This is a genomic window from Paraburkholderia sp. MM6662-R1 (assembly GCF_050436245.1).
In the GTDB taxonomy this organism is placed as follows: domain Bacteria; phylum Pseudomonadota; class Gammaproteobacteria; order Burkholderiales; family Burkholderiaceae; genus Paraburkholderia; species Paraburkholderia tuberum.
The window spans coordinates 4412047-4437108 of record NZ_JBNDLV010000001.1 but is presented as its reverse complement, the minus strand read 5'-3'; the positions used below and the strand labels follow the sequence as shown (position 1 = coordinate 4437108).

The 25062-nt window shown below is 61.5% G+C and carries 21 protein-coding genes and 2 pseudogenes; 7 read left to right on the top strand and 16 right to left on the bottom strand.

Annotated elements, in window-relative coordinates:
- Positions 1-489: 489 nt before the first annotated feature.
- A pseudogene (locus OKW39_RS20960) lies at positions 490-783 on the bottom strand (ATP-binding protein); the annotation flags it as partial.
- Between the two features lie 148 nt (positions 784-931).
- On the opposite strand from OKW39_RS20960, the gene OKW39_RS20955 reads away from it, so the two are divergent.
- From OKW39_RS20955 to OKW39_RS20945, 3 genes are read left to right on the top strand one after another with little or no spacing between them, the layout of a single operon-like run.
- Positions 932-2158, top strand: coding sequence for a tyrosine-type recombinase/integrase (locus OKW39_RS20955; protein ID WP_429562523.1), 1227 nt, complete (start codon positions 932-934; stop codon positions 2156-2158).
- On the top strand, positions 2155-3129 hold the full coding sequence (locus OKW39_RS20950) for a tyrosine-type recombinase/integrase (RefSeq protein ID WP_429563430.1): 975 nt from the start codon (positions 2155-2157) through the stop codon (positions 3127-3129). Before OKW39_RS20955 ends, OKW39_RS20950 begins: the two co-directional genes overlap by 4 nt.
- Positions 3129-4157: a tyrosine-type recombinase/integrase gene (locus OKW39_RS20945; RefSeq protein ID WP_429562521.1), complete on the top strand. Its 1029-nt coding sequence runs from the start codon at positions 3129-3131 to the stop codon at positions 4155-4157. Before OKW39_RS20950 ends, OKW39_RS20945 begins: the two co-directional genes overlap by 1 nt.
- Before the next feature lie 49 nt (positions 4158-4206).
- On the opposite strand, the pseudogene OKW39_RS20940 reads toward OKW39_RS20945, so the two are convergent.
- Together OKW39_RS20940 and istA are read right to left on the bottom strand one after the other, a co-directional pair.
- Positions 4207-4752, bottom strand: a pseudogene (locus OKW39_RS20940) (ATP-binding protein); the annotation flags it as partial.
- Positions 4749-5765, bottom strand: a complete 1017-nt coding sequence (gene istA / locus OKW39_RS20935; RefSeq protein WP_429563429.1) for an IS21 family transposase — start codon at positions 5763-5765, stop codon at positions 4749-4751. The pseudogene OKW39_RS20940 and the gene istA, both read right to left, overlap by 4 nt.
- A gap of 434 nt (positions 5766-6199) precedes the next feature.
- Here istA and OKW39_RS20930 point away from each other — a divergent pair, with 434 nt between their 5' ends.
- The 4 genes from OKW39_RS20930 (at position 6200) to OKW39_RS20915 (ending at position 11645) form a co-directional block, all read left to right on the top strand.
- A complete protein-coding gene (locus OKW39_RS20930; protein ID WP_090800641.1) occupies positions 6200-7576 on the top strand; it encodes an IS4 family transposase in 1377 nt (458 codons plus the stop codon).
- Positions 7577-8104: 528 nt separating this feature from the next.
- Positions 8105-8938 (top strand): DUF932 domain-containing protein, encoded by an 834-nt coding sequence (locus tag OKW39_RS20925; protein WP_429563428.1) that lies wholly within the window; start codon positions 8105-8107, stop codon positions 8936-8938.
- A 135-nt stretch (positions 8939-9073) separates the two neighbouring features.
- The gene (locus OKW39_RS20920) at positions 9074-11314 is read left to right on the top strand and encodes a ParB N-terminal domain-containing protein (protein ID WP_429563427.1); all 2241 of its coding nucleotides are present in this window, start codon (positions 9074-9076) and stop codon (positions 11312-11314) included.
- 85 nt (positions 11315-11399) lie between these two features.
- A complete protein-coding gene (locus tag OKW39_RS20915; protein ID WP_187619994.1) occupies positions 11400-11645 on the top strand; it encodes a hypothetical protein in 246 nt (81 codons plus the stop codon).
- On the opposite strand, the gene OKW39_RS20910 is transcribed toward OKW39_RS20915, so the two are convergent.
- The 13 genes from OKW39_RS20910 to OKW39_RS20850 form a co-directional block, all read right to left on the bottom strand.
- On the bottom strand, positions 11546-12319 hold the full coding sequence (locus OKW39_RS20910) for a hypothetical protein (protein ID WP_429563426.1): 774 nt from the start codon (positions 12317-12319) through the stop codon (positions 11546-11548). The two genes, OKW39_RS20915 and OKW39_RS20910, sit on opposite strands and share 100 nt — an antisense overlap.
- Entirely contained in the window at positions 12312-13004 is a 693-nt protein-coding gene (locus OKW39_RS20905) for a protein mobD (protein ID WP_429563226.1), read from the bottom strand. The genes OKW39_RS20910 and OKW39_RS20905 overlap by 8 nt, the downstream gene beginning before the upstream one ends.
- A gap of 9 nt (positions 13005-13013) precedes the next feature.
- On the bottom strand, positions 13014-13478 hold the full coding sequence (locus tag OKW39_RS20900) for a hypothetical protein (protein ID WP_429363474.1): 465 nt from the start codon (positions 13476-13478) through the stop codon (positions 13014-13016).
- A gap of 983 nt (positions 13479-14461) precedes the next feature.
- Positions 14462-15706, bottom strand: a complete 1245-nt coding sequence (locus OKW39_RS20895; protein ID WP_429563425.1) for an acyl-CoA dehydrogenase family protein — start codon at positions 15704-15706, stop codon at positions 14462-14464.
- Positions 15707-15773: 67 nt separating this feature from the next.
- A complete protein-coding gene (locus tag OKW39_RS20890; RefSeq protein WP_429292832.1) occupies positions 15774-16535 on the bottom strand; it encodes an SDR family oxidoreductase in 762 nt (253 codons plus the stop codon).
- Positions 16536-16581: 46 nt separating this feature from the next.
- The gene (locus OKW39_RS20885; RefSeq protein WP_429292831.1) at positions 16582-17601 is read right to left on the bottom strand and encodes a phosphotransferase; all 1020 of its coding nucleotides are present in this window, start codon (positions 17599-17601) and stop codon (positions 16582-16584) included.
- Positions 17602-17623: 22 nt separating this feature from the next.
- Positions 17624-18298, bottom strand: a complete 675-nt coding sequence (locus OKW39_RS20880; RefSeq protein ID WP_429563424.1) for a histidine phosphatase family protein — start codon at positions 18296-18298, stop codon at positions 17624-17626.
- Between the two features lie 100 nt (positions 18299-18398).
- Positions 18399-19298, bottom strand: a complete 900-nt coding sequence (locus OKW39_RS20875) for a LysR family transcriptional regulator (RefSeq protein ID WP_429563423.1) — start codon at positions 19296-19298, stop codon at positions 18399-18401.
- Between the two features lie 95 nt (positions 19299-19393).
- Entirely contained in the window at positions 19394-20962 is a 1569-nt protein-coding gene (locus OKW39_RS20870; RefSeq protein ID WP_429563422.1) for a methyl-accepting chemotaxis protein, read from the bottom strand.
- Between the two features lie 199 nt (positions 20963-21161).
- Complete coding sequence (locus OKW39_RS20865; protein ID WP_429292827.1) at positions 21162-21473, bottom strand: high-potential iron-sulfur protein; 312 nt, start codon at positions 21471-21473, stop codon at positions 21162-21164.
- A 111-nt stretch (positions 21474-21584) separates the two neighbouring features.
- Complete coding sequence (gene pntB / locus OKW39_RS20860; RefSeq protein ID WP_429563421.1) at positions 21585-22997, bottom strand: Re/Si-specific NAD(P)(+) transhydrogenase subunit beta; 1413 nt, start codon at positions 22995-22997, stop codon at positions 21585-21587.
- A gap of 13 nt (positions 22998-23010) precedes the next feature.
- A complete protein-coding gene (locus OKW39_RS20855; protein ID WP_429563509.1) occupies positions 23011-24603 on the bottom strand; it encodes a Re/Si-specific NAD(P)(+) transhydrogenase subunit alpha in 1593 nt (530 codons plus the stop codon).
- Positions 24604-24750: 147 nt separating this feature from the next.
- Positions 24751-25047, bottom strand: coding sequence for an EthD family reductase (locus OKW39_RS20850; RefSeq protein WP_429563420.1), 297 nt, complete (start codon positions 25045-25047; stop codon positions 24751-24753).
- Positions 25048-25062 lie beyond the last annotated feature (15 nt).

The window sequence follows — 25062 nt, the reverse complement described above, 5'->3', positions numbered from 1 at the left end:
CTCTCGTCAAAGCGCGGTCAAGCCTTCGCGACTCTAAAGCCAGCGCAAGAGTGTGAGAGGCTCACAGGGCAGCGCGTGTCTCTTCATTGAGCCTCCATCGAATTTACCGGCCTGGGCGGAAGGCAAACAGTCGCACAATTACATCAGGGGAAACCCTAATTCTTGCATTATCCGCTCAAGGCAAATCGTTGCACTTCGTCCGAACGCCGAATGGATGTGTGACGGAAGGGCATTTGCTGTTGAGGAAGGGCGTAACACCAGGACGCATGAGCGCTCCAAGGAAGCCTGGGCGGCGGCGTCCTCTAAGCGTTGACGAAGGGGATTTCGGGGATTCAACTCCTGAAGCATCGGTTCCGCCTTCGGGCATTTCTGCCGATTCCGTCGCTGCGTCTGGACGCGCGATCGACTGCTTAACTGTCAACGCCGACTGAAACCTGACCCACGTTTCGAGGTTTCGCCGAAGTAAATCTGACCCACCCGGGTCCTGTATCACGCGGCTACTTTCGTGCTTGCCCGCGTGCCTGTTTGCCCCGCCTTTCTTTTGTCCTTCAGTCGATAGCTCTCGCCGCTGATTTGCACGATATGAGCGTGATGTAGAAGCCTGTCGAGCATCGCCGCTGTCAGCGTCTGGTCGTCGGCGAAGGCTGTCGCCCACTGCGTGAACGGCAGGTTGCTGGTCAACACGATTGAGCCGCGTTCGTAGCGTTTAGCGACGACATTGAAGAAGAGGTTTGCCTCCTCACGCCCGAATGGCAAATAGCCGATTTCGTCGATTAACGTTATGCAAAACGTTAATTGACCTATGTGCAGCACGTCGTTATGTGCAGTCGGCCGCCGCGGCCACGGTCCACTGGGGCCTTGAGACCGCAGTGCTACACATAACTGGAACGAGCTACTGTGATTCTTCCGTTCACTTGAATGGGAGATTCACATGCTGGAATTTCTCTTTCCCCGCGATTGGCCGCGCTATGCCGCCGGCCCGCAAGGACCGCTAGTCCGCAATTTTGCGGCGTGGGTCGTCGAGCGCGGCTACACGCGCATTTGTGCGAAACGCCACGTCCACCGTTTCCGTGAGGTTCTTACCTATAACCATGTCGCGGCTGCCACCAGCCTCCCGATTACCTCGACTGCGCTGTCCCGCTGGTTCGCACCCTGGTCGCATGAGACGCTGTACCGCGCCACGCAGCGAGCGGCAGCACGCTTCCTTACCGATCGAGGCCTCTTCGTTCCGGTCGCAAAGCCCGGCCGATTCGACCCACTCGTTTCGCAATACCGTTCGCACCTCATTGACCTGCGTGGACTGTCTTCTTCCACGGTTGAGCAGCACCTGAGCACGGTTACCGGCTTCCTGGCGAGCGTCTGTTCGGGGCGCAGGCGCCTTGCAAGCGTTAGATCTGACGATGTCGAGCGCTTTATTGATCAAACCAGCAAGCGTTTTTGCCGTCAGAGTCTTCAGCATACGGTTGCACACCTTCGTGCCTTTCTGAGCTTCTGCGCCGATCGAGGCTACACGAGGAATCGGCTCGACGTCATCGACACGCCCCGTACCTATCGCGGAGAACTTCCACCACGGGCGCTCAATTGGAGGACGGTATGCAAGCTCCTTCATTCGATCGACCGTTCGAGTGTTGAGGGTTGCCGTGATCACGCGATTCTCTACCTGATGGCCTACTACGGCTTGCGCCCAGCAGAAGTTGCTGGCTTGAGGCCCGACTCGATTGACTGGGAGAAGAACACTCTGCGGGTAGACCAGTGCAAGACCCGGTCGGTATTAATCCTGCCGCTGAACGGCCGAACGCGGCGCGTGCTCGAGCGCTATCTACGCCGTCGCCCGCCATTGACGAGCACGCGTCAGTTATTCCTGAGAGTGCGGTGCCCGGCTGGCCCGATCAAGGCTGCAACCGTCGACGACATCTACGCCAAGCGCGCACGGCTCAGTGGTTTGCCCATTCGGCAGACCAGCCCCTACTGCCTGCGGCATAGCTTCGCCATGCGCTTGCTCGAGCGAGGCGTCGGCGTGAAGACGATCGGCGATCTGCTTGGTCACGACTGCCTTGAGAGCACGTGCGTCTATCTTCGCCTGCATGTGGAAGCGCTGCGACACGTCGCCTTACCCGTCCCTTGTTGTGGCCACGCCTCGAGGAAGGAGGCATCATGAACGACCATATCGCGTCAACTGCGCTCGATCCGGTCATCAGGCGATATCTTGCGCACCGTCGAGCGCTAGGACGTCAATACAACATGCAGGAGCGTACCCTGCACTCGCTGACGGACTTTCTCGTCCAGGCTGGCGAATCGGAGCTGAGCAGCAGGCTGTTCGAATCGTGGTGCAAGACCTTCGATTCCCTCACCTCGAACGTGCGCCGCGCCCGTCAAGTTGCCGTGCGCAATTTCTGCCTCTACAGGCAACGTACCGAACCCCGATGTTTCGTGCCGGACATCAACCGGTTTGCGCGACCGCAACCGCACGCCGCACCAATTATCCTGACTCCAGCACAGATCGGCCAATTACTTGAACTTGCGGCCACGCGCGCGGCCACGGCGACATCGCCCCTTCGACCGTATGTCCTGCGCCTGGCGCTTGTACTGCTGTACACGGCCGGGCTGAGGCGAAGGGAGTTGTTACGGTTGACGCTGGCCGATGTGGACGCACACGCTGGAGTTCTGCGCGTACGGGAATCGAAGTTTCACAAATCGCGGTGGGTTCCGCTTTCGTGTGGTGCCCGGCGGGAACTACGCCGCTACCTCGTGCGCCGCCTCGCCACCCCGCTCGACACCTCGCCGTCGTCACCACTACTTTGCAATTTGAGCCATGGTCTACGAGGCTACACTGGAACAGGATTGCGTCGCGGCATCATGGAACTGTTGCATGAGGCCGGAATACGCGATGTCGACGGACGGGTTCCCCGCATTCATGACTTTAGGCACTCCTTTGCAATTGGGGCACTAATGCGATGGTATCGACAGGGCGCGGACGTCCAGTCCAACCTGCCAAAGCTCGCACTTTACATGGGTCACGTCTCAATCGTCTCGACGGCCTACTATTTGCGCTGGATTCCGGAGCTCCGGGATCTGGCCAGTAATCGGTTCGCCAAGCGATTTGGTTATCTTGTCCAAGGAGAGCAGTGATGAAACGGCGCTCTTATTCCGACGAACTCGGTCGGGCCCTTGTCCGATTTTTCCAGAATTATCTGCCTACGTTGCGAGGGATGAGTCGGCACACAATTCATAGCTATCGCGACACGCTGGTACTCCTGCTGAGATTTCTCAGTGCGATGCGACACTGTGGGATTGAACGCCTGGACCTTGCGGCGATCACTGCTGACTCGGTCGGGCAGTTCCTGACATCTCTCGAGCGAGACCGGCACAACGGCATTGCGACGCGCAATGCCCGGCTTGCCGCGATTCATACGTTCGCGCGGTTCCTGGCAACTGAATTTCCTGAACATCTTGCGGCGTCGCAGGCAATCCTCGGCATTCCATTCAAACGCGGCGCCCAGTCAGCGCCGATCGAATATCTCGAGGAGGGCGAGGTCGAGGCGCTGCTTAGTTCGGTCGATCGAACGACCGCCGCCGGACGACGTGATTACGCATTGCTCTCACTCATGTTTAATACCGGAGCAAGAGTGCAGGAGGTACTCGACCTTCGTCTGTGCGACCTGCGCGTCCAGCGGCCGTGCCAGGTCAGATTGCAAGGCAAGGGAAACAAGGTGCGCGTCTGCCCGATCTGGCCGCAGACTGCCAGGTTGCTGCAGCGACTCGTTGAAGAGCGACCGTATCCCCTTGACGTGAAAGCGGCACTGTTTGTCAACAATCGCGGCGACAAGCTCACGCGCTTCGGCGTTTATTACCTGCTTCGCAAGCATCTGGTCACCGCCGAAGCGGTCGCGCCTACCCTCCGGGAGAAACGTATCCACCCACACTCTCTTAGGCATACGACTGCGGTCAGCATGCTAAAGTCGGGCGTGGACTTCCCAACGATTAGCCAATGGCTTGGTCACGCGAGTCTCGATACAACGATGCGCTATTCGAAAGCAGACATCGACATGAAGCGCCAAGCGCTTCTGCAAGTGTTCCCCGACATATTAACGACGGTGCCAACTGACCGCCGAACCTTTGAACGCTTGCCGACTATCGACTGGTTGAAGCGCCTCTGATAATTATGTGGAGTCCGCGTCCTGCCAACCGGCCGTCACTATGCCTCGACCGACCGAACTCCACATAACGGAGCACTGCACATAGATCGATGACGAGCAGCCTCGGTCCTATCACCGCGCGATTGAAGAATTCCCGCAAGCGGTTCTGCTGCCGGGCGGCGGCCAGTTGCATCATCAGGTCGGCGGCGGTGATGAACCGCGTCTTGATGCCCGCCTGCGCCGCGCGGTACGCAAGCGAGGTCGCAATGTGTGTCTTGCCGACCCCGGATGGCCCGAGCAGCACGACATTCTCGGCCCGCTCAATGAACGCCAGACTCGCCAGCTCCTGAATCTGAGCACGCGGTGCGCCGCTGGCGAAGCTGAAGTCGTATTGCTCCAGCGTCTTGATGCCGGGCAGCGCCGCCAGCTTCGTTAGCACCTGACGCTTGCGCTGCTCGCGCGCACCGAGCTCCGCTTGCAGAAGCTGTTCAAGGAAATCGGCCATACTCGAATCGGTCGTCGCAGTGCGTTGTGCGAGCGGCGCCCAGTCGGTGGCGATGCAGTCCAGCTTCAGCTGTGCACACAGTCCGGCAATCCGTTCATGTTGCAGATTCATGCTGCGACCTCCAGCAACGCGTCGTATACCGCCAGCGGATGCTGCAGGCTCTCACGCGGCAGCACGCGACGGTTGTCCGGCACAGCAAGCGCAGGTGCCTGCGCCGGCAACGGCAACGGCAGAAGCGCCGCCTGCTCGGCAGCAAGCCTCACTGCCGGACGCTCGCCCGTCGTCGCATGACGGCGCGTGTTGGCGACCTCTGCCAGCCATCGACCGATATGCGCGTTGGCGGCCTCTACATCCAGCCTCAAGCCCGATGACCTGAGCGTCGCGGCAAGCGGCACAACGAAGCTCTCCTTCAGATAGCGGTTGAACCGTTCGACCTTGCCCTTGGTCTTGGCGCGATACGGACGACACACCTTCGGCGTGAAGCCGTAGGTCTCAGCCAGCGCAAGCAGCTGTGGGTTCCAGCGATGCTCGCCTTCGCCGAATGCATCGCGCTCGATAACCACCGACTTCGCGTTGTCGAACAGCACATGCTCCGGCGTGCCGCCGAAGTAGACGAGCGCCTCACGCAGGCATTCGCACAGTGTCGCGGCATCCTCACGCGCGGTGAACCGCACGAAGCTCGCGCGGCTGTATCCCATCGTCGCGACCAGCGCGAGCAATGGCTCGCGTCCTCGCCGGATAACCGTGAAATCGGCTTGCATCTGCTTGCCGGGCGCGGTCTCAAAGCGCACCACTGGCTCGGCCTCAGAACGCTTGTGGGGCACCAGAAATGCCTTGAGCTGACTGATGCCACCTTCGTATCCCGCCTCCTGCAATTCGCGTAGCAGAACCGTTGCCGGAATCCAGTGCGGCCGCGCGGCGGCGACGCGCTCCAGCAGATAGTCCTTGAACGGGTCGAGCTTCGTTGCTCGCGGCTCACGCTGGCTGTAACGGCTTGCCTGCTCGTTCCTCAGATAGCGTCGCACGGTGTTGCGCGATAAACCTGTCTGCCTCGCTATCTCACGCACCGCCGTCCCGCGCCGGGCCAATACCTTGATTTCCACTGCTTGCTCCTGAGTTAGCATCGGCGGCAAAAGCCGCCATCGTCTCCCAGGTGGGTCAGGTTTACTTCGGCGCCAGGGTCATTTTTACATCGGCGCTAACACTTAACCTTGGGAAACGGGCGTCCGGGTTAAAAGACGGTGGACGGCGGCTCAGGGTCGAGAGTACGCATTCGGCACTCGCCAGACCTGTCATTCGCGACCGCCCACCTGCGAATGTCGGGAAAGCGACAGGTAGCAGCCTGACAGATGCCGATACTCGGATGACGGCTTCGGCCGAGAAGCTGTATTCAGCCTCGCGTCGGTGAATGGCCGCTAGTCGGAATGGCACTTACTTAAGCCTACATGGAGGAGAAGACGCGGGTAAGTGCTTGAAGAGAAAGGGAGGGGGCTGATCCAGGGATTGATACGATGGTTGTTACCAGGCAAACACCGTCTCATTCCAAAGATCAGCCCCCATGGATCGTAATGCACGAAGTCATCACAGGCAAACACGAAGCAGGGTTCAAAGCCGGGCGTGCAGGGCCCAGGCGGTAGACTACTTCAACATACTGACGAGCCCGGGGCTGTTGGGCATAACGGAAGCGTATTTGCCAGAACATCGGGAACGGCTGTATCCGCCGACGGTGACACTGTCGATGTTCATGCGCCAGGCGCTGGAAGAGGACGCCTCCTGTCAGAAGGCAGTCAACGGGTGGGCGGCGCAGCGAGCTGCCGACGGGCTGCGGCCCATGAGTGTGCGTACGGGAGGCTACTGCCGCGCTCGCCAGAGACTGCCGCTGACGATGGTGCGGGAGTTGGCGCGCGAGACGGGGCGCCAACTGCATGAGCAGGCCGAGCCTGCCTGGAAGTGGCGCGGGCGCCCGGTCAAGCTGGTTGACGGCACCGGGATCTCGATGCCCGATACGCCGTCGAACCAGGCCCGTTTCCCGCAGTCCAGTGCTCAGGCCGAAGGAGTGGGCTTTCCATTGGCCTATCTGGTTGCGGTGATCTGTCTGGCAAGCGGCGCAGTACTGGAGTCGGCGGTCGGAACTTACGCGGGCAAAGGCAGCGGGGAGCTGACGGCGTTTCGCATGCTGCAAGGCACGTTTCGCAAAGGTGACGTGATCGTCGCCGATGCCTTGTACTGCCACTACTTTCTGATGGCCTCAATGATCGCCGCCGGGGTGGACGTCGTGATGGAACAGCATGGGGCACGCCGCACCGACTTTCGGCGAGGCCGGTCCCTGGGCACGCGCGATCACATTGTGACGTGGCCCAAACCCCGGCAGCGTCCCGACTGGATGACGCATGAGCAGTACCAGGCCTTCCCCGATGAACTGATGGTGCGCGAGTCCAGGCTGCATCACCGGGTGCTGGTCACCACGATGCTTGATGCACGCAAGACCAGCAAACAGGACCTCTCGCAGTTGTACGCCAGGCGCTGGAACGTGGAACTGGATCTACGTAACATCAAGACGACGATGGGCATGGATGTGCTGCATTGCCAGACTGCCCACATGAACGAAAAGGAGATCTGGGTCCATCTGCTGGCCTACAACGTGATTCGGCTGCTGATGGCTCAGGCCGCCAGTCACCATGCCACTGACCCGAGAACACTGAGTTTCAAACACACGGTGCAGTTATGGACTGAATGGCTGGCCAGAGGTCTGACGGCAACTCACAACCAGAGTCTCCTGTTCAACCTGATCACGCAGTCTTGCGTTGGGAGTCGCCCCGGTCGCATCGAACCACGAATGCGCAAACGAAGACCGAAGTCCTACCCATGGCTGAAAGAGCCTCGTCACATCGCACGTGAGCGCGTCCAAAAATATGGGCACGCTCCACGGGCTTAAGTAAGTGCCATTCCCGCTAGTCGTGGTTGAACAGCCGCAGATCCCGCGGCGCCCCTAACGACGGCAGATGGACTGCAGGGATGATTGAAGACAGCGAGCTGTCGCAGTATGAACCGGGCCGCGTGCCTCGTTCAATCCCGTCTCGGTCACCAAGCCGCGGCACAGCCATACCCCACTGTCTATTTCGGTATCACGATCAATCACATCGCCGCGGGTCCTGCGCCAAACCCTGCCCGGTCAACCCGAGGCACGGCATGCACCCGGCTCCCAGCTCCCCGCCCTTGACCCGCGACCGTAGCCGATAGCGGCCACGCATCAAGGGGCGAGGGACCGTGTTGCCCGCACCCCTCCCTCGCCTTTTTCCTTGACGCCTGCCCGCTATCGGCTCCTCGAGTCGCACGGGCGGGAACCCGGGAGTCTGGCGGCAGCAAAGCCAACCCCGAGTTCCACCGGAAAGTGTCCAGCCGCAACGGCAAACCACATTCCATCGCCCGGTTCAGGTCCTCAACCTTGACTGTGGAGACTGCCATGCAACTCGCTTCCTCTTTCCATTACGGCTCCCCGATGCTGCGCGCTGACTCGCCGCTTTCAGACGATCAGATCCGGCGCGTCGCCCCGTCCATCTTCGCTGATGGCAAGCACGAAAGCCGTTCGGAACGTTATACCTATATTCCGACCATCGACGTCCTGCGCGGTCTTCGGAACGAAGGCTTCCAACCGCTCATGATCTGCCAGACCCGCGTGCGCGATCAGGGCAAGCGCGAATTCACGAAGCACATGCTGCGGCTTCGCCATGCTGATCAGATCACTGGCGAGGAAGCCGATGAGATCGTGCTGCTGAATTCTCATGACGGCACCAGCAGCTACCAGATGCTCGCAGGCACGTTCCGCTTTGTCTGTCGGAACGGCATGGTCGCGGGCGACAACATCGCCGATATTCGCGTACCACATAAAGGCAACGTCGTACAGAACGTGATTAACGGCGCGTTTGACGTTCTCGACGGCTTCGACCTGATCCGCGAGCAGAAGGAAGGTATGCGAGCCGTCGATCTGAACCTCGACGAACAGCATGCGTTCGCCCGCTCCGCCCTCGCCCTGCGCTACGACCCGACCGACGCCGAGGCAGCCGCCCCGGTCACCGAAAGTCAGCTACTGGTGCCGCGCCGTTTCGAAGATCGCCACGACGATCTCTGGACGATCTTTAACCGGGTGCAGGAAAACCTCACCAAAGGCGGCCTGCACGGGCGCTCTCGCAGCGGGCGCGCCATGTCCACGCGCCCCATCACCGGCATCGACCAGAACGTGAAGCTCAACCGTGCGCTGTGGATGCTCGCTGACGCCATGCGCCAGATGAAGGAGTAAGCGCCGCAGGGGCGGGAGCGTTTTGCCTCCCCCGCTCCGTCACATTCCATCAGGACTCCTCTCCGGGTCACGTCCTGGTGGAATCGGACAGCACCCGACCCGGAACCTTTCCTTTCTATTTTTCTGGAGTCAGTCATGCAAGCTCAAGTCGAAACCGTCAAGGCGAACACCGACGAAGCCGTCTCGCCGCTCGAAACCAACTTCGGCGACGAACAGCCGCTCGTCACCGTGCCGTATTCCAGCCTGCAGCCCTCACCGTTCAACGCCCGCACGAAACCGCTGTCGGGGATCCCGGCGCTCGCCGCCAACATCCGGGCGAGGGGCCTGCTGCAAAACCTCGTCGTCCACGACATGAAGCGATCGCGTGGCAAGCAGCGCCGGTATGGCGTCTGCGCGGGCCAGCGCCGGGAAGCCGCGCTCGACCTGCTGTTCGAACAGAAGCATATCGTGGCCGACTATCCGGTGCCGGTGCGAATCGTCAGCGAAGGCGAAGCCCTCGCCATTTCGCTGATCGAGAACAGCGAACGCGAAGCACTCGACCCGTTCGACGTACTGCGCGCATACCGGATGCTGGCCGAGGAAGGGCGTAGCGTCGATTACATCGCGGCGCTTTTCTCCGCCTCGCCGCTCACGGTCAAGCGGCGCATGAAGCTCGCCAACGTATCGCCCAAGCTGCTCGCCAAGCTGCGCGAGGACGCGATCACGCTCGAACAGCTTGCCGCACTCGCCCTCGCAGACGACCACGAAACGCAGGAAAACATCTGGTCCGACGCAAACGAGTGGCAGCGCCAGCCGAACTACCTGCGACAGGCGATCACGCGCGCCGAAATCGATGCGAGCCGCAGCCGCCTCGTCCGATTCGTCGGCCTCGCCGCCTATGAAGCAGCGGGCGGCTACATTCGCCGCGATCTGTTCAGCGACGACGAAAACTCGGGCTACATCGCCGACGCCGAACTGCTGCAGAAGCTCGTCGCGCAGAAGCTCGACGCTGCTGCCGCCGAAGTGCGGGCCGAGGGATGGGGCTGGACGGAAACGCGCATCGAACGCGATCTTGTCGAACTGAACCGCCACGGCAGGTTGCGCCCGGTGCAGCGCCCATACACCGAGGACGAGCAGCGCGAAATGGACGCCCTCACCGCGCAGCAGGATGAACTCGCCGAAAAAATCGAAGCACTGGCGGAGGACGACGAAAGCGCCTATGAGGAAGCCGACCGGCTCAACGACGAAATTGAGCGGGTCAATGCGATGCTCATCGCACTCGAAAACCGAGCGCTCGCATGGGACACGCATCAGATGGCCGAGACGGGCGCATTCGTGATTGTCGGGCCGCAGGGTGAGTTCGTCATCGAGCGCGGCCTCGTGCGGCGCGAGAACAGCGCGGCACTGGACGCGGCAGGCGCAACCGTCACCGGCATCGCCGCAGCCGAAGGCCCGGACGCGCCGTCCACCAAGGCTCCGAAGATCAAACCCGTCCACAGCGCGAAGCTCTGCCAGCGGCTCACGGCGCACCGTACCGCTGCCGTCCACGCGGAACTGGTCGCCCGGCCCGCCATGGCGCTCGTCGCCCTGCTGCACTACCTGACCCCGAAGGCACTGCCCGAGCACTTCGGGCACACGTCTGCGCGCAGCTATCTCACACTGTCCGGCGAGAACAACCACGACAGTCTGCTGCGCGCGGCCGACGACCTGCCCGCCAGCCCCGCGTGGAACGCCATCGAGACGCAGCGGACGCGCTGGATCGATGAACTGCCTGCCAGACGAGCGGACCTGCTGCCGTGGCTGATCGAACAGGACCCCGTCACGACGCTGCTCGACCTGCTTGCATTCTGCACCGGCACCCTGCTCGACGGCATCGCGGGCGAGGAAAAACCGCATGCGATCAACACGCTTGCGAGTGCGCTGAACCTCGACATGACCCGGTACTGGACGCCGACGCGTGCGACGTATTTCGATCACGTCAGCAAGGCACGCATCGCGGAGGTTGTCTCCGCTGCCGTGTCACCGAAAGCCGCCACCGACCTCAACAAGATGAAGAAGACCGACGCGGCAGCCGCCGCCGAGCTTCGGCTCGCAAAGGTGGCATGGCTCCCGGAAATACTCACCGATCGCGAAGCCCCGGCCACGCCGTCACGGGAAAACCGTGACGACGAGGATGAAGACGGCGCCGATGCGGGCGATACCGGCAACGGCGCGGACGACACACCGGAAGACGAAGACGTCGATGCTGAGCCGGATGCCGGTAACGGCACGGAACATGTCAACGATACGCCCGCCGACGCAGAAGCCGCCCCTGTCGCCAGTAGCCCGCTGACGTCGTGGCCGTACCCGACTTCGGACAGCATGAACAGCGCGCAATCCGGCCCCCTCGTAGCGTGATCCCACCTTTCGCCCCGGCAACGGGACGAGGCAGGCGGCAAGCCCGAATGCGCCGCCTGCCAGACTTGAACCGGTGGAACACATCATGACCAACCGCATCCGCATGGCCGTGCTCACCATCAATGCCGAAGGCTCGCCCGACCTCTCCCTGACTTTCGTTGAAGCCACCGATCTGCAATACAACGAAGGCAAGCACTACGACATGGCCCTTGCCCGCGCCGAAGATGAAGGCTACCGGGCACCGATGATCGCCTTCGACCAAAACGACGCGGCTGCAGACGTGCTCCGCCACGCCGCTGAATTCATGGAGGGTGACACCGACGAGGTATAACCCGTGCGGGCACACGGCGACCTGTCTGCCCGCACCCAATGGACGCCAGCCCACCATCCGGCCAGCCCGCCCGCGCCCGCGGCCAGCAGCATCACAATCAGTCCGCCGACGACCAGCCCATAGCACGCCCGCACGAGCCGCCGCAGGGCGACGCGCTCGAATGACGTGAGCGTCGTGTCGATCCGTTTCTGTTGGTCACGTACGGCGACAGCCGTCGCCCCCACGAGCCGGTTACCGGCAACGCGGGCAATGTGATTCGCCGCCCGCTGCGTGAGTGTAGCCAGCGCCTCATCGTTCAGCGCCGCAAGCGCGGCCCGGTAGCGCGCCTCATGTTCATCGATCATCTGCCCGGCCAGTTCAATCGTGGCCTTGCAGCGCGCGAGCGCGTCACGATGCTGCGTCATCAACGCATCCGTCGCTGCCCGCGCCTCCGTCCGCACGACATCCAGACTGCCCGCGCCTGCCTGCCGGATGCGCTCCGGCATGGCCTCGTAGAGTCGCCCGTAGTGCTCGAGCATGACCAGCACAGACCACAGCGCATCGTTGTCGCGGAGGTTGAGCGCACTCGATACCCGACGCATTCGCAGCACACTGGCATCGTCGGGCAATTCGCCCGTGACGTCGAGAAACAGACAGGCGAGCTCGTCCACCGGCCTGCCCTGCCTGCTATCCATCGACCGTTACCTTGGCGAACATGGCATCGCACAACGAACGCCAACGCAATAGCTCGACCCGTTCACCGATATGCATCGTCTCCGCTGCCTTGCGAATCGACATGCGCTGACTGCGAAGCTCGTCCGCGACCCGATCCGCAAGATCAGGAAAATCCAGTGAGTGACCGCGCGATTCGATGGAACGGCGAAGCTGCGACCCCTGATACAGCGTGAACTTGTCCGCCGGACCGAAGTAGCCATTGCGTACGACGTTTATCACCGCGTCCGGGAACGTCTCGTTGAAAGCGCTCAGCAATTCAAGGCTGTCGCGTTGCCGGTTGATCACCCACAGGACAACAAGCCGGCGCCGAAGCTCGCCAAGCGCGCCGGCCAGTGTCGCCCCGAACTGCTCAACACCCGTCTGGCTCCGCGCCGCCGTGTTGACAACGATCGCTGCGTCTCGTTGCTCGTCGCAGAAATTGACAAGGCCGATCCAGCCGTCTGCATCGTCCAGGCTATAGGCAATGCAGCGCATATCATCCTGGACTGCTTTCATCACGTCTGGGTTGGAGGTATCCGTTTCCACAAGCGCCGCATGAATATCCCGCCGTAGCAGATAATCGGCCAGCGCGAGCGCAACAAAACTCTTGCCTACGCCGCCCTTGCTGCCACCAACGAGATAGATGGGGTAAGTCGTCATGTCCATTTGAATCCTCTAAAGGTTCTCGGTGTCAGGCCTGATCTCGAATGAGAACGCGTCACGCATCACCATGCTTCCCGGCCTACTGACAATCTCTCCCGCATCCTGCTTTTGATTTTCTCTGACAGCCTCCGCGCGCGGTACATCGTCCTTGCTTACCTTCTTCGTACGAGGCGATGGCGCGGCATTGTCTCGCGCCGATTCCTTTGCAGACTGTCGAGCTGGTTTGTCTTTCTTCGATGGGTATAACGCGTACTTGACAGAGCCAACGCTAAAATCAACGCCCTTCTTCCGTGCATGTTCAACGATTTCTTCCAGCGTATATCCCTTCTTCCTCACCGCACCGATTACCAGACGCATCTCTTTCATCGCATCGGTAATAGAGACGCGCTGCTCGGCCTCTGGCTTGACCGGCAGTGATTCCAGAGTGCGGACAAGCTCATCCCATTGCGCCCGGGTATAGCTTTTCGCAACTGGCATGGCTCGCTCCGTCGTGCTCTCTTTATCCCATCTTGTTCACTCGGGAAGACCTCGTCAACACCTGTTTTTGGCCGGATTTTCGCTATCGGAACGTCATGGAATCAGACGGATCGCGTTGGAATAAAAGAAATATTTTGGACACGTCTGGCACGAGCAACGGACCGGGCTGATGTCCGGAAAGACGTAGCGAAGGGATTCCGGGCAAACTTCACGACGGCGCAGGCGCAGAACGATCACAGGCAACGGGCTGAATCGTTCTGGCCATCAGGATTCACACAATGGAACTGCGAGCCGATAGAGACACGATAGTCTCGCAGACTATATCCCTTACTCTACGAACTCCCGATAGCCCTGCCTGCATATCTTTGGGAAAGACCGGCGAGATTTTAGGAGATCAACAGCCGCCCGAAGCTGAATCGACGTTGCCGATTCAGCGCGTGCGATTACCGACTTCAGCCGCGGCCCTCGCAGACATCTGACATTCAGGTAGCGGCAGTGGACCAGATCACTACGCAGAAATCCGCCTGCCCAGTATGCAGACTCGTTCAATCGACATCCCGCACCATGAGATACGGTGTGCGGTCGAGCAAAGGAAGAACAGCGGATTCATGGGGTGCATCCCGCGGACGCATCTGGCCGCCTTACGGAAATTCCCGGCCAACCTCGCTGAAAGCGCTTAGCCGGGAGATAAAAACGGACATTGAAACGAGGGATGGCAGGATAGGCTATCGCCGGTTTTGGGCGCCCAATGACCAACGCTTGATTACAGAAATCTATCCGCGCCACATCCACGTCGTGATCATGCTCGTCCCAGTCATCTTGATCGCCGGCGGCATATGGTTGAATGCCCAACACTGACCCCCGGGACAGAAGTCGTTGCAGAGTCTTCGGCAGAAACGCGATCGCTATTGGACGAGTCCCGAAGCAATCGCGAGACGTCTCGCTAACGCACGAGCGGCAGCCCATGCGCGCGCTACCATGCCCTACACCGCAGGCGTCAGGTATGGATTCTCATGGCCCGGCTCATAGGGCCGCGTCTTGATCTCCATGCGCGCAATGCTCTGGAGATGCACCTCGTCCGGGCCATCGGCGAAACGCAGCGCGCGCCCCCAGGTCCAGCTGTCCGCCAGCGGCGTGTCGGGACTCAGGCCCATCGCGCCGAAGGTCTGTATCGCCCGCTCGCACACGGCGGTGTGCACGCTCGGCACGAGCGCCTTGATCATCGAGATTTCTTTGCGTGCCTCCTTGGCGCCCACGTTGTCGATCATCCACGCAGCCTTCAGCACGAAGAGACGAGCCTGATCGATTTCGATGCGCGACTTCGCGATCCACTCCGCAACACTGCCGTGCTCATATAGCTTCTTGCCGAACGCCGTGCGCGCCTGCGCGCGTTCGATCATCAACTCGAGCGCGAGCTCGGCAGCGCCGATCGAGCGCATGCAGTGGTGAATGCGCCCCGGGCCAAGACGCGCCTGGGCGAGCGCAAAGCCGTTACCCTCTTCGCCCAGAAGATTCGAGCGCGGCACGCGCACGCCCCTGAATTCGATCTCGCAGTGGCCTTCGGGCGCCGTGTGATTGACCACCGTGATATTGCGGATGACCCTCACACCCGGTGTGTCGCGCGGCACGAGAATCATGCTTTGCTGACGATGCGCGGGTGCGTCCGGGTCCGTTTTGCCCATGACGATAAACAGCTCGCAATTCGGATGCGCTGCATTCGTGATGAACCACTTGCGGCCGTCGATCACGTAGTCGTCGCCATCGAGACGAATGGACGTGGTGATATTGGTTGCATCCGAAGAAGCCACCGCGGGTTCGGTCATCGCAAACGCCGAACGGATCTTGCCGTCGAGCAGCGGCTGGAGCCACTTCTTGCGTTGGGCAGGCGTGGCGAACATATGGAGCAGCTCCATGTTGCCCGTATCCGGCGCATTGCAGTTGAATACTTCCGAGGCCCAGGAAACTCGCCCCATGATCTCAGCAAGGGGGGCGTACTCGAGGTTGGTCAGCCGCGTGCCGGGCTCGTCGTCGTGCAGATGCGGCAAGAACAGGTTCCAGAGGCCCTCCGCACGCGCCTTCTCCTTCAAGTCATCCATGAAGGAAACGGGATATTGTCCCGCGCTCACTTCTTCGTGCCATTGGTGGATGCGCGGCACGATATGCGTGTCCATGAACGCACGCACCTGCGCGCACAGCGCTTCGACTTTCGGGCTATAGGCGAAGTCCATTTTGCTCTCCCTTGAATCCTTGTGAATGTCGTGCGTCGCGAGCATCAATCGTGCGCCGCTCGCTTGATCAGATCGTCAGTCCGCCATCAACGACGATGCACTCGCCGTTGGTGTAGCTCGCCGCATCGGAGACGAGATACAGCACCGTGCCGGCCATCTCGCCCGGCTCTGCATGCCGGCGCAGAGGAATCTTCGTCATCCACGCTTCGTAGATGGCCTGGTCTTCGAACAGGGCGCCGGCGAATTTGGTCTTGGTGAGGCCCGGCAGCAACGCATTCACGCGAATGCCGAACGGGCCGCATTCCTTAGCGAACGCGCGCGTCATATTGACCACGGCGGCCTTCGTGATCGAATAGATGCCCTGCTTGTCGCCGGGCTGCAGCGCATTGACAGAAGCCGTGTTGACGATCGCGCCGCCGTGCTCGCGCATCAGCTTGCCCGCTTCGACCGACATGAAGAAGTAGCCACGCAAGTTGACCTCCACCGTTTTTTCGAACGACGAAAGATCGGTATCGAGAATGTGGCCGAAATACGGATTCGCCGCCGCGTTGTTCACGAGGATGTTAAGCCGGCCATGCCGCGAGCGGATGTGCTGGAAAACGCCCTGAATGTCGTCGAGACGCCCCACGTGGCACGGGTACGCCTCGGCGCTGCCGCCCGCCTCCTTGATCCCGCGTGCCACCGTCTCGCAGTCTTCGAGCTTCCGGCTCGATACGATCACATGGGCGCCCTGTTCTGCGAGCAGCTTCGCGATCTCTTCGCCAATGCCACGGCTCGCTCCCGTGACCAATGCAATCTTGCCCTGCAGATCGAATAAATGGGTACTCACAACTGTCTCCTCGACATATCCACGTGTATGTATCAACCGCCAGGCGTCAGATGAGGTCGAAACCCATCTGCGCGAGCGCACCGGCCATTTCACCGACCTGACGCGCCTTCTCGTTCGACGCGTTGCCGCCAAGCGCACGCCTCTTCACGCCCTGCGCAATGGCGGCAAGCCGGAAGAAGCTGAACGCGAGGTAAAAATTCCAGTTCTCGATCGCCCCTATGCCCCGCAGCCGGCAATACCGCTCTACGATCGCAGCCTCGTCCGGCACGCCAAGCGCAGCCCGATCCAGCCCGGCGAGACCGACGATATGACCTTTGGGCGGAAGCCGCAGGCACATGCAGAAGTACGCGAGGTCCGCCAGCGGATTGCCAAGCGTGGAGAGTTCCCAGTCGAGCACCGCGCGAACCTGCGGCGTGCCGCGGTGAAAAATCAGGTTGTCGATGCGAAAGTCGCCGTGCACGAGCGAAGGCTTCCCCATTTCGGCCGGACAGTGCGCCGGCAGCCAGTCAATCAGGGCTTCCATGGTGTCGAGGTCTTCGGTCTGCGCCGCGCGATACTGCTTGGTCCACACGTCGATCTGGCGCGAGAAGTAGTTGCCCGCGCGGCCATAGTCGGCAAGGCCAACGGCCACGACATCCACATCGTGCAGAGCGGCCATCGTGCCGATCAGCGCGTCGTAGATGGCGCCGCGCTCGCTAACGTCCAATGCGGGCAAGGACGGATCCCAGTAGATTTCACCCTCTTCGAAGCTCATCACGTAGAACATGCTGCCGATCATTTCTCGGTCCTCGCAAAGGTGCAAGACCCGCGCAACAGGAACCGGCGTACCGCTAAGCGCCCTCAACACACGAAATTCGCGGTCCACGGCGTGGGCCGACTTGAGCAGTTCACCCAGCGGTTGACGCCGCAGCACATAGCGGCCACTTTGCGCTTCGAGGAGAAACGTGGGGTTCGACTGGCCGCCCGCGAACTTCTCGACGGACATAGGTCCCTGAAAGGCAGGTACGTGTGCCTCGAGGTAGCGTGTGAGGGCAACGACATCGAACTGAAGACTTGCATTCATCATGGCGCGGGAATCCGGATTCGAATCAGCCGTAGGTAACGAGTTCGCGCCCCTCGATCTGTTCGAGATGCGGCAACGCGTTGAAGGTGACCAGCGACATCGCGCTGTCGTTGAAGACGTACTGGCTCACGCTGCTGTTGCGGATTTGCATGTTGAGCGCGATGGCCGCGGCCGCGGGTGCGTTCAGGATCTGCTGGGTGAAGACGGCGATCGGCCCCCCCGAACTCACCACCAGAACGCGCTTGCCGCCCGAACGCTGAATGGCGAGACGCGCGTGCTCTACACGCGCCTGGAACTCTCCCCAGGTCTCGGGAATGCATCCCGGCAATTTATCTTCGGACCAAAGCTGCAAGACCTGCCTGAGTCCCTTGTAGAAGTGCTTCATCGAGCTTTCGGCCACGGGACCCGACGCCGGACCGCTTTCTCCCAGCGCGGAAAACAGCGCGTGAAAATTGTACTCGTTCAAACCGGCGTCCTGCACGATCTCTACCGGCTGGCCGCCCATTGCGGTGAGCAAGGCGTCGGCGGTTTGAGCGTGCCGCCGCATCGTGCCGGTCACGACGCGATCGAAGCTCAGGTGCGACTGCGCGAAGTATTCGCCTAGCCAGCGCGACTGGGCAAAGCCCGAAGATGAAAGCTCGTCATAGTTTTCAGCGCCGAAAGACGCTTGCCCATGCCGCACCAGATAGAGTTCCGCCATGCCAACCTCGTCTGAACATGACTGAAACGATATCGGGGCCCATGACATTCAGGAAATTTATTCTGGTGATGGTTCGCCATAACGTTTCGTGACACCCCGTCTACTGCCTCTGCTTGCGCATGAGACGGCCGATCTGCTCGCGCAGCCAGCGATGCGCCGGGTCCGCCGCGACGCTGCGGTGCCAGTAGCCATGCGTGTCGAGAACGGGGAGGTCGAAGGGGAGCGCGAGGATGCGCGCGTCATAGCGCTTAAGCAGCGTGAGTGGCGCAGTCAGGACGAGATCGGTGCGCATCGCGATCAAGGGCGCAACGAGATAGTGCTGGACCCGCGTCTGGATGGTGCGCCTGAGCCCCAGCTTGTTGAGTTCCGTATCGACGAGGCCTGGCCCCTGCCTGCGACTGGACACGTGGATATGTCCAAAGCGCAAGTAGTCGTCGATCGTGAGCTTCTTCTTCGCGAACGGATGATCCTGACGCAGCATGCAGGCGTAACGGGCACGGCCCATCGGCTCCTGTTCCAGGTACGGATCGTCGATGAGAGGCGCATCGATCGCAAGATGGACCGCGCCGCTCGCGAGCGCTTCGGGCACGTCGCGTCGCGTCGTGAAGTAGCTCTCGATGCGGATGCCCGGCGCGAGGTGCTGCAGCACCTCCTCCAGCGCAGGCAGCAGCATCGCCTCAGTCAGATCGTTCATGCTGAGCCGGAAGGTCCGCTGCGACGTGGCCGGATCGAAACGCTCGCCAGCATGCGTGCTCGAATCGAGTAGCTGCAGCGCCTCACGCACGCGGCCAATGATGTTCTCGGAAACCGGCGTGGGCATCATGCCGGCCGGTGTGCTCACGAACAGCGGATCGTCGAATGCCTTGCGCATGCGTGCGAGCGCATTGCTCACCGCGGGCTGCGTGATGAACAGCAACTCCGCCGCGCGTGTGAGGTTGCGCGTTCGATAGACGGCTTCGAACACGACAAAGAGATTCAGATCGACTTTGGATGGGCGCATGTCGCGAGCCTAACCGGGCCATCGCAATGCCGTCAATCGAGGGCGCGAGCCAGCTGATTCGCCAGACCTGCAGAAGACGTCCTGGCGGAGGCGAATCAGGCAGATGACGCGTCCGATAGCGATTGCATGTCGAATACGGCAATGGCGCGCCGCTGGGCGCGCACCTGCTCTTTTAGCGACGCCGCCGCTTCTGCCGCTTGTTGAACTACCGCCGCGTTCTTGCGAATGATCTGGTCCATACGGCCCACGGCCTCGTTGACTTGCCCGATTCCCCCGCGCTGTTCTTCTGAAGCGTCGAAAATATTGTCGTTGATCTCGACCACGCGCTGGATCGCTCCCCGAACGTCCACCATGGCTTGCACGACGCGGTCAGCGTGCACGGCCCCCCCGGAAATCGCCTCGGCGGAGGTCCGGACCAGAGCCTTGATCTCCTTCGCTGCGATGGCTGCGCGCTGCGCGAGGCTACGAACTTCTCCGGCGACCACCGCAAACCCCCGCCCATGCTCGCCTGCGCGTGCAGCCTCGACAGCCGCATTCAGCGCAAGAATGTTAGTCTGCAGAGCGATTTCTTCGATGAGCGCGGTAATTTCCACGATCTTCGCCGAGCTGGCTGAGATGTTGTCCATCGTGCCTCTCATCTGCTCGACCGCGGCCATGCTGGTATCGGCCGCGAGCGACGTCGCGTTGGCAAACTCCGCTGCCAGGCGCACATGATCCGAATTGCGGCGAACCGAGAGGATGAGTTCATCCATGCTTGCCGCCGTTTCCTCAAGTGACGCGGCTTGCCGCCTCGCGCCTGCTGAGAGGTCGGTACTGCCGTCGGCTATCTGGCTGGATGCATTCAGAATCGCGTCGCTTGAAACCTTGATCGTCTGAACGGTTCTTGCGAGACGTCCGTCCATCGCCCGGAGCGCCCGGAGCAACTGCCCAAACTCACCGCGCAAGCGTATCCCCTCGGCGTCCCCCAGCCGACCCTCGGCAATTCGCCGGGCTACTCCAAGTGCGGCCTTCAACGGACTCGTAATCGCCCACACCAGCCACGCGGACGCGGCGGATGCTGCTGCAATACCCAGACCGATTGCGCCAAGCACCTTCCATCGCAACGCGTTGAACGTGGCATTGCCCCGTTCAGCCAACTGCTGCGCCTGCATCGCGCTCAACGCAACGTCGCGGCCGATCGCGTCCGACACCGCATCGCCAGTCTCTGTGAGTTCGTCGATCGTGAATGCCGCCATCTCCAGATTTCCGGCGCGCAGCACCGAAACGATGTCGTCCGACTGAGTCCGGAAGACCGCGAGTTCCTTCGCCACGCGATCGCCCACTCGACGCTCATCGGCCGTGGCAATTTTCGCCGGGTAATAGTCATGCCAGGCTCGATCGAGCTTTTGCTGCTCTTCGCCGATGCTTGCTACGAGCTCTGTAGCCTTGTCCTCGTCATGCAGCGCCTGGATGTAACGCATCTGAAGGCGGATTTTCAGTGCGGCTGCCTGTACCGAGGCAAGATCTTCGATCGGGACCGTGCTCACCGAATTCATGCTGCCCATATCCGCGCTGAGCCTCGCGAGACCGCGAAGCCCCATCAGACCGATGGACGCCATCAGCGCGACGCAAACGCCTAGCGCCAGCATGATTTTGAACCGGATCGTACCTGTGAATGCGCTCATTTAGACAAGCCCTTTAATTGAGCATGCTTTAATGCGTTACCACCTTGCCAACAGATATCCTGGCTATCTGGTGAATCCGCCGACGGAGTCCACTATGTAGTGTGAACCCGAATCGCTCGCGCCGATCGGTTGTGCGCCGGGGGCGCGAAACGATGCGCGGCATGCACACTTCTTTCGTGTTCGAGCAGCCTGTGTGCGATCAGACCTTTTTGTTATAGGCACTACACCAGCCCTTGCCCGCCACCTGCTTGCCGCCGAAAATCGGGCACGGAGCGAACGCATCATTCGATTTACCCTGATAGAAGGCGCAGTTTCGACAGACCTGACCCGCTGCGTACTTTGCATACTTCGTCTTGTCGACGTTCGCCGCGTCGATCCTGTAACCGAGCGCGAGCGACGTCGAGTCGGCTTCCGACACCTTGGCCTCATCGGCAAAAGCAATGCGAGACAGCGCTAGTCCAGAAGCAATACCTGCGGTAATGGTCATAAAAGTACGGCGCGAATTACTCATGCAAATACTCCTTTATTTGAAATGGCATGCCAATAAGACACAGGGATATCAGTAAATTATGGATAGACAAAGGTGCGTGGATTTGCGCATGGGAAGCGCACATCGCCGCGTTCAGGCCTTCAACACCCCGAAGATCTCACTCAACATCGTCTTCGCATCGCCGAACAGCATGCGATTGTTGTCTTTGTAGAAGAGCGGGTTGTCCACACCGGCATAGCCCGAGGCCATGCTGCGTTTCATCACGATCGAGGTTTTGGCCTTCCACACCTCCAGCACCGGCATGCCGGCGATCGGGCTCGCCGGGTCCTCCTGCGCCGCGGGGTTCACGATGTCGTTCGCGCCAATGACCATCGAGACGTCCGCCTCGGGGAAGTCGGCGTTGATCTCGTCCATCTCCATCACGATGTTGTAGGGCACCCTCGCTTCGGCCAGTAGCACGTTCATGTGGCCAGGCATCCGGCCAGCGACCGGGTGGATCGCGAAGCGCACGTCGACGCCCTTTTCGCGCAGCAGGCTGGTGAGTTCGAACACCGTGTGCTGGGCCTGCGCCACCGCCATGCCATAGCCGGGCACGATGATCACGCTCTTCGCGTCGCGCAGCAGCTCGGCGGTTTCGGCGGAGCTCACCGCCACCACCTCGCCGGCCGGCTGCGCGCCGCCGCCCGCCACCGCCGGCGCGGACGCGCCGCTGCCGAAGCCGCCAGCGATCACGCTGATGAAGTTGCGGTTCATCGCACGACACATGATGTAGGACAGAATCGCGCCCGACGAGCCCACCAGCGCGCCGATCACGATCAGCAGGTCGTTGCTGAGCATGAAGCCGGTAGCCGCCGCCGCCCAGCCCGAGTAGCTGTTGAGCATCGACACCACCACGGGCATGTCGGCACCGCCGATCGCAATCACCATGTACACGCCGAACAGCAGCGCGATCACGGTCATCACGACGAGCGGCATCATGCCGTCCTGAATCGTCTCCGCCTGCAGGAACGCGCGGCCGAACACGATCACCACCAGCAGCGCGGCCAGATTGAGCCAGTGGCGCGCCGGCAGCAGCAGCGGTTTGCCGCCGATCTTGCCCGACAGTTTGCCGAACGCGATGACCGAGCCCGCGAAGGTCACCGCGCCGATCAGGATGCCGACGTAGATCTCCACTTCGTGGATGGCCTTCTCGGCGCCGGTGAACTGCACGGAGCTGTCGATGTAGCTGGCAAAGCCGACGAGGCAAGCCGCGAGGCCGACCAGGCTGTGCATCAGCGCGACCAGTTCGGGCATCTGCGTCATCTGTACTTTCTTCGCGGCGATGAGGCCGATCGCGCCGCCGACGACCAGCGCAGCGACGACGTACGGAATGCCCGCTGCCGATACGCGTGGACCGAGTACAGTGGCCAGCACGGCGATGACCATGCCGATCATGCCGAGCAGGTTGCCGCGGCGCGCGGTCTCGGGATTGGCCAGCCCGCCGAGGCTGAGGATGAAGAGGATGGCCGCGCCGATGTAGGAAACGGTAGTCAGATTGGAAGTCATTGTTGTCGTTCCCTTATTTGCGGAACATCGCCAGCATGCGTCGCGTCACCGCGAAGCCGCCGAACATGTTGACGGCCGTGAGGGCCAGCGCGCCCACGGCGAGGCCAAGGATCAGCCCCGATGGCCGGTCGCCTACCGCGGCCCCATCCAGCGGCGGCGCGACCTGCACCAGCGCACCGATCGCGATGATCGACGAGATCGCGTTGGTCACGCTCATCAGCGGCGTGTGCAGCGACGGCGTGACGTTCCAGATCACCATGTAGCCGACGAAGCAGGCCAGCACGAACACCGTGAAGTGCGACAGGAACGCGGCGGGCGCAAACTGGCCAACCAGCAGGAAAGCCAGTGCGCCGAGAGCAAAGACGATGGCAAGCGTCTTTGCAGACATCGGCTCGCCAGCGCCGTGGCCATGGCCTTTCGGCGTGGCCACCGCAGGCGGCGGCGTCTGAGGCTTCGGTGCGGCTGCCGCCTGCTTGATCGGCGGCGGCGGCCAGGTGATGTTGCCTTCCTTGATGACCGTGAGGCCGCGGATGGCGTCGTCGTCGAAGTCGACATTGATCTTGCCGTCCTTGGTCTTGCACAGTTCTTCGACCACGCGCAGCAGATTGGACGCATACAGCGTGGACGACTGCCGGGCGAGGCGCGAGGCGAGATCCGTGTAGCCGACGATCGTCACGCCGTGGCACACCACCGCCTCGCCGGGCACGGTCAGCTCGCAGTTGCCGCCCTGCTCCGCTGCCATGTCCACGATCACGCTGCCCGGCTTCATCGACTGCACCATTTCGGCCATGATGAGCTTCGGAGCAGGCTTGCCGGGAATCAGCGCGGTCGTGATGATGATGTCCGCGTCTTTGGTCTGCTGCGCGTACATCGCGCGCTGCGCCTGCTGGAAGCCCTCGCTCATGACCCTGGCGTAGCCGCCGCCGCCCGAGCCTTCCTCGTCGTAGTCCACCTTGACGAATTCGCCACCGAGGGACTTGATCTGGTCGGCCACCTCGGCGCGCGTGTCGTTGGCGCGCACGATCGCGCCGAGACTCGCCGCGGTGCCGATGGCAGCCAGGCCTGCGACGCCGGCGCCGGCGATGAAGACCTTGGCAGGCGGAACCTTGCCGGCGGCGGTGACCTGACCGTTCAGGAAGCGGCCGAACACATGGGCTGCCTCGATGACGGCCCGGTAGCCGCTGATGCCCGCCATCGAGGTGAGCGCGTCCATCTTCTGCGCGCGTGAGAGCGTGCGCGGCAGCGAGTCGATCGCCAGCACGGTGGCCCGTTTCGCTGCCAGCTGTTGCATCAGTTCGGGGTTCTGGGCCGGCCACACGAATCCGATCAGCGTGCCACCCTCGCGCATCAGGGCCACTTCTTCGCTACTCGGGAGGCGAACCTTGAACACGATGTCGCTGCGGGCCCAGAGTTCGGCGGCCGTTGCCACGACTTCAGCACCCGCGGCACGGTAATCATCATCGCCAAAGTTCGCACCTGCGCCGGCGCCGCTTTGCACGGCAACTGCGAACCCCAGCTTGATCAGTTTCTCGACCACCTCGGGCACGGTTGCTACACGCCGCTCCCCGGTGGCCACTTCCAGAGGAATGCCAATCAGTAATGTCATAGGGCAAGTTGATTGTTCACATTGGTATCGGCCATCGCAAGAAGGGTCGAGCGAGTCGAGCCCCCTTTCACTTTCCGGCAATCGAAAGCGCAGTGATGCGATGCAGGGATGGCGGCAAGGGCGAAGTCAGTCAGGCCGCGCGATCGGTCAGTCGTCCGCGCAGAAAATCGTCGGTGTGGTATTGGTGAAGTTCTTTACGTCGCCGATGACCTCGGCGGCCTTCGCGGAGGAAAGGGCGTTATCGATCCCGGCCGGATCCCTGAAAAGCAGTATCGCTACGCATGCGAACGGTTGCGGCTCTGATGATGGAAACAGGACCTCGGCCGATTGCAGACCGAACTCACTCCACGCCGAGTGGACAAGCGGAGCATGGGTCGAAAGGTAATACTCGCGGTCAAACGTCCCGCCTTCTGTGCTCGGGTAGCTCACGATCAGGGTAGTCATATTCAATTCCGTGTT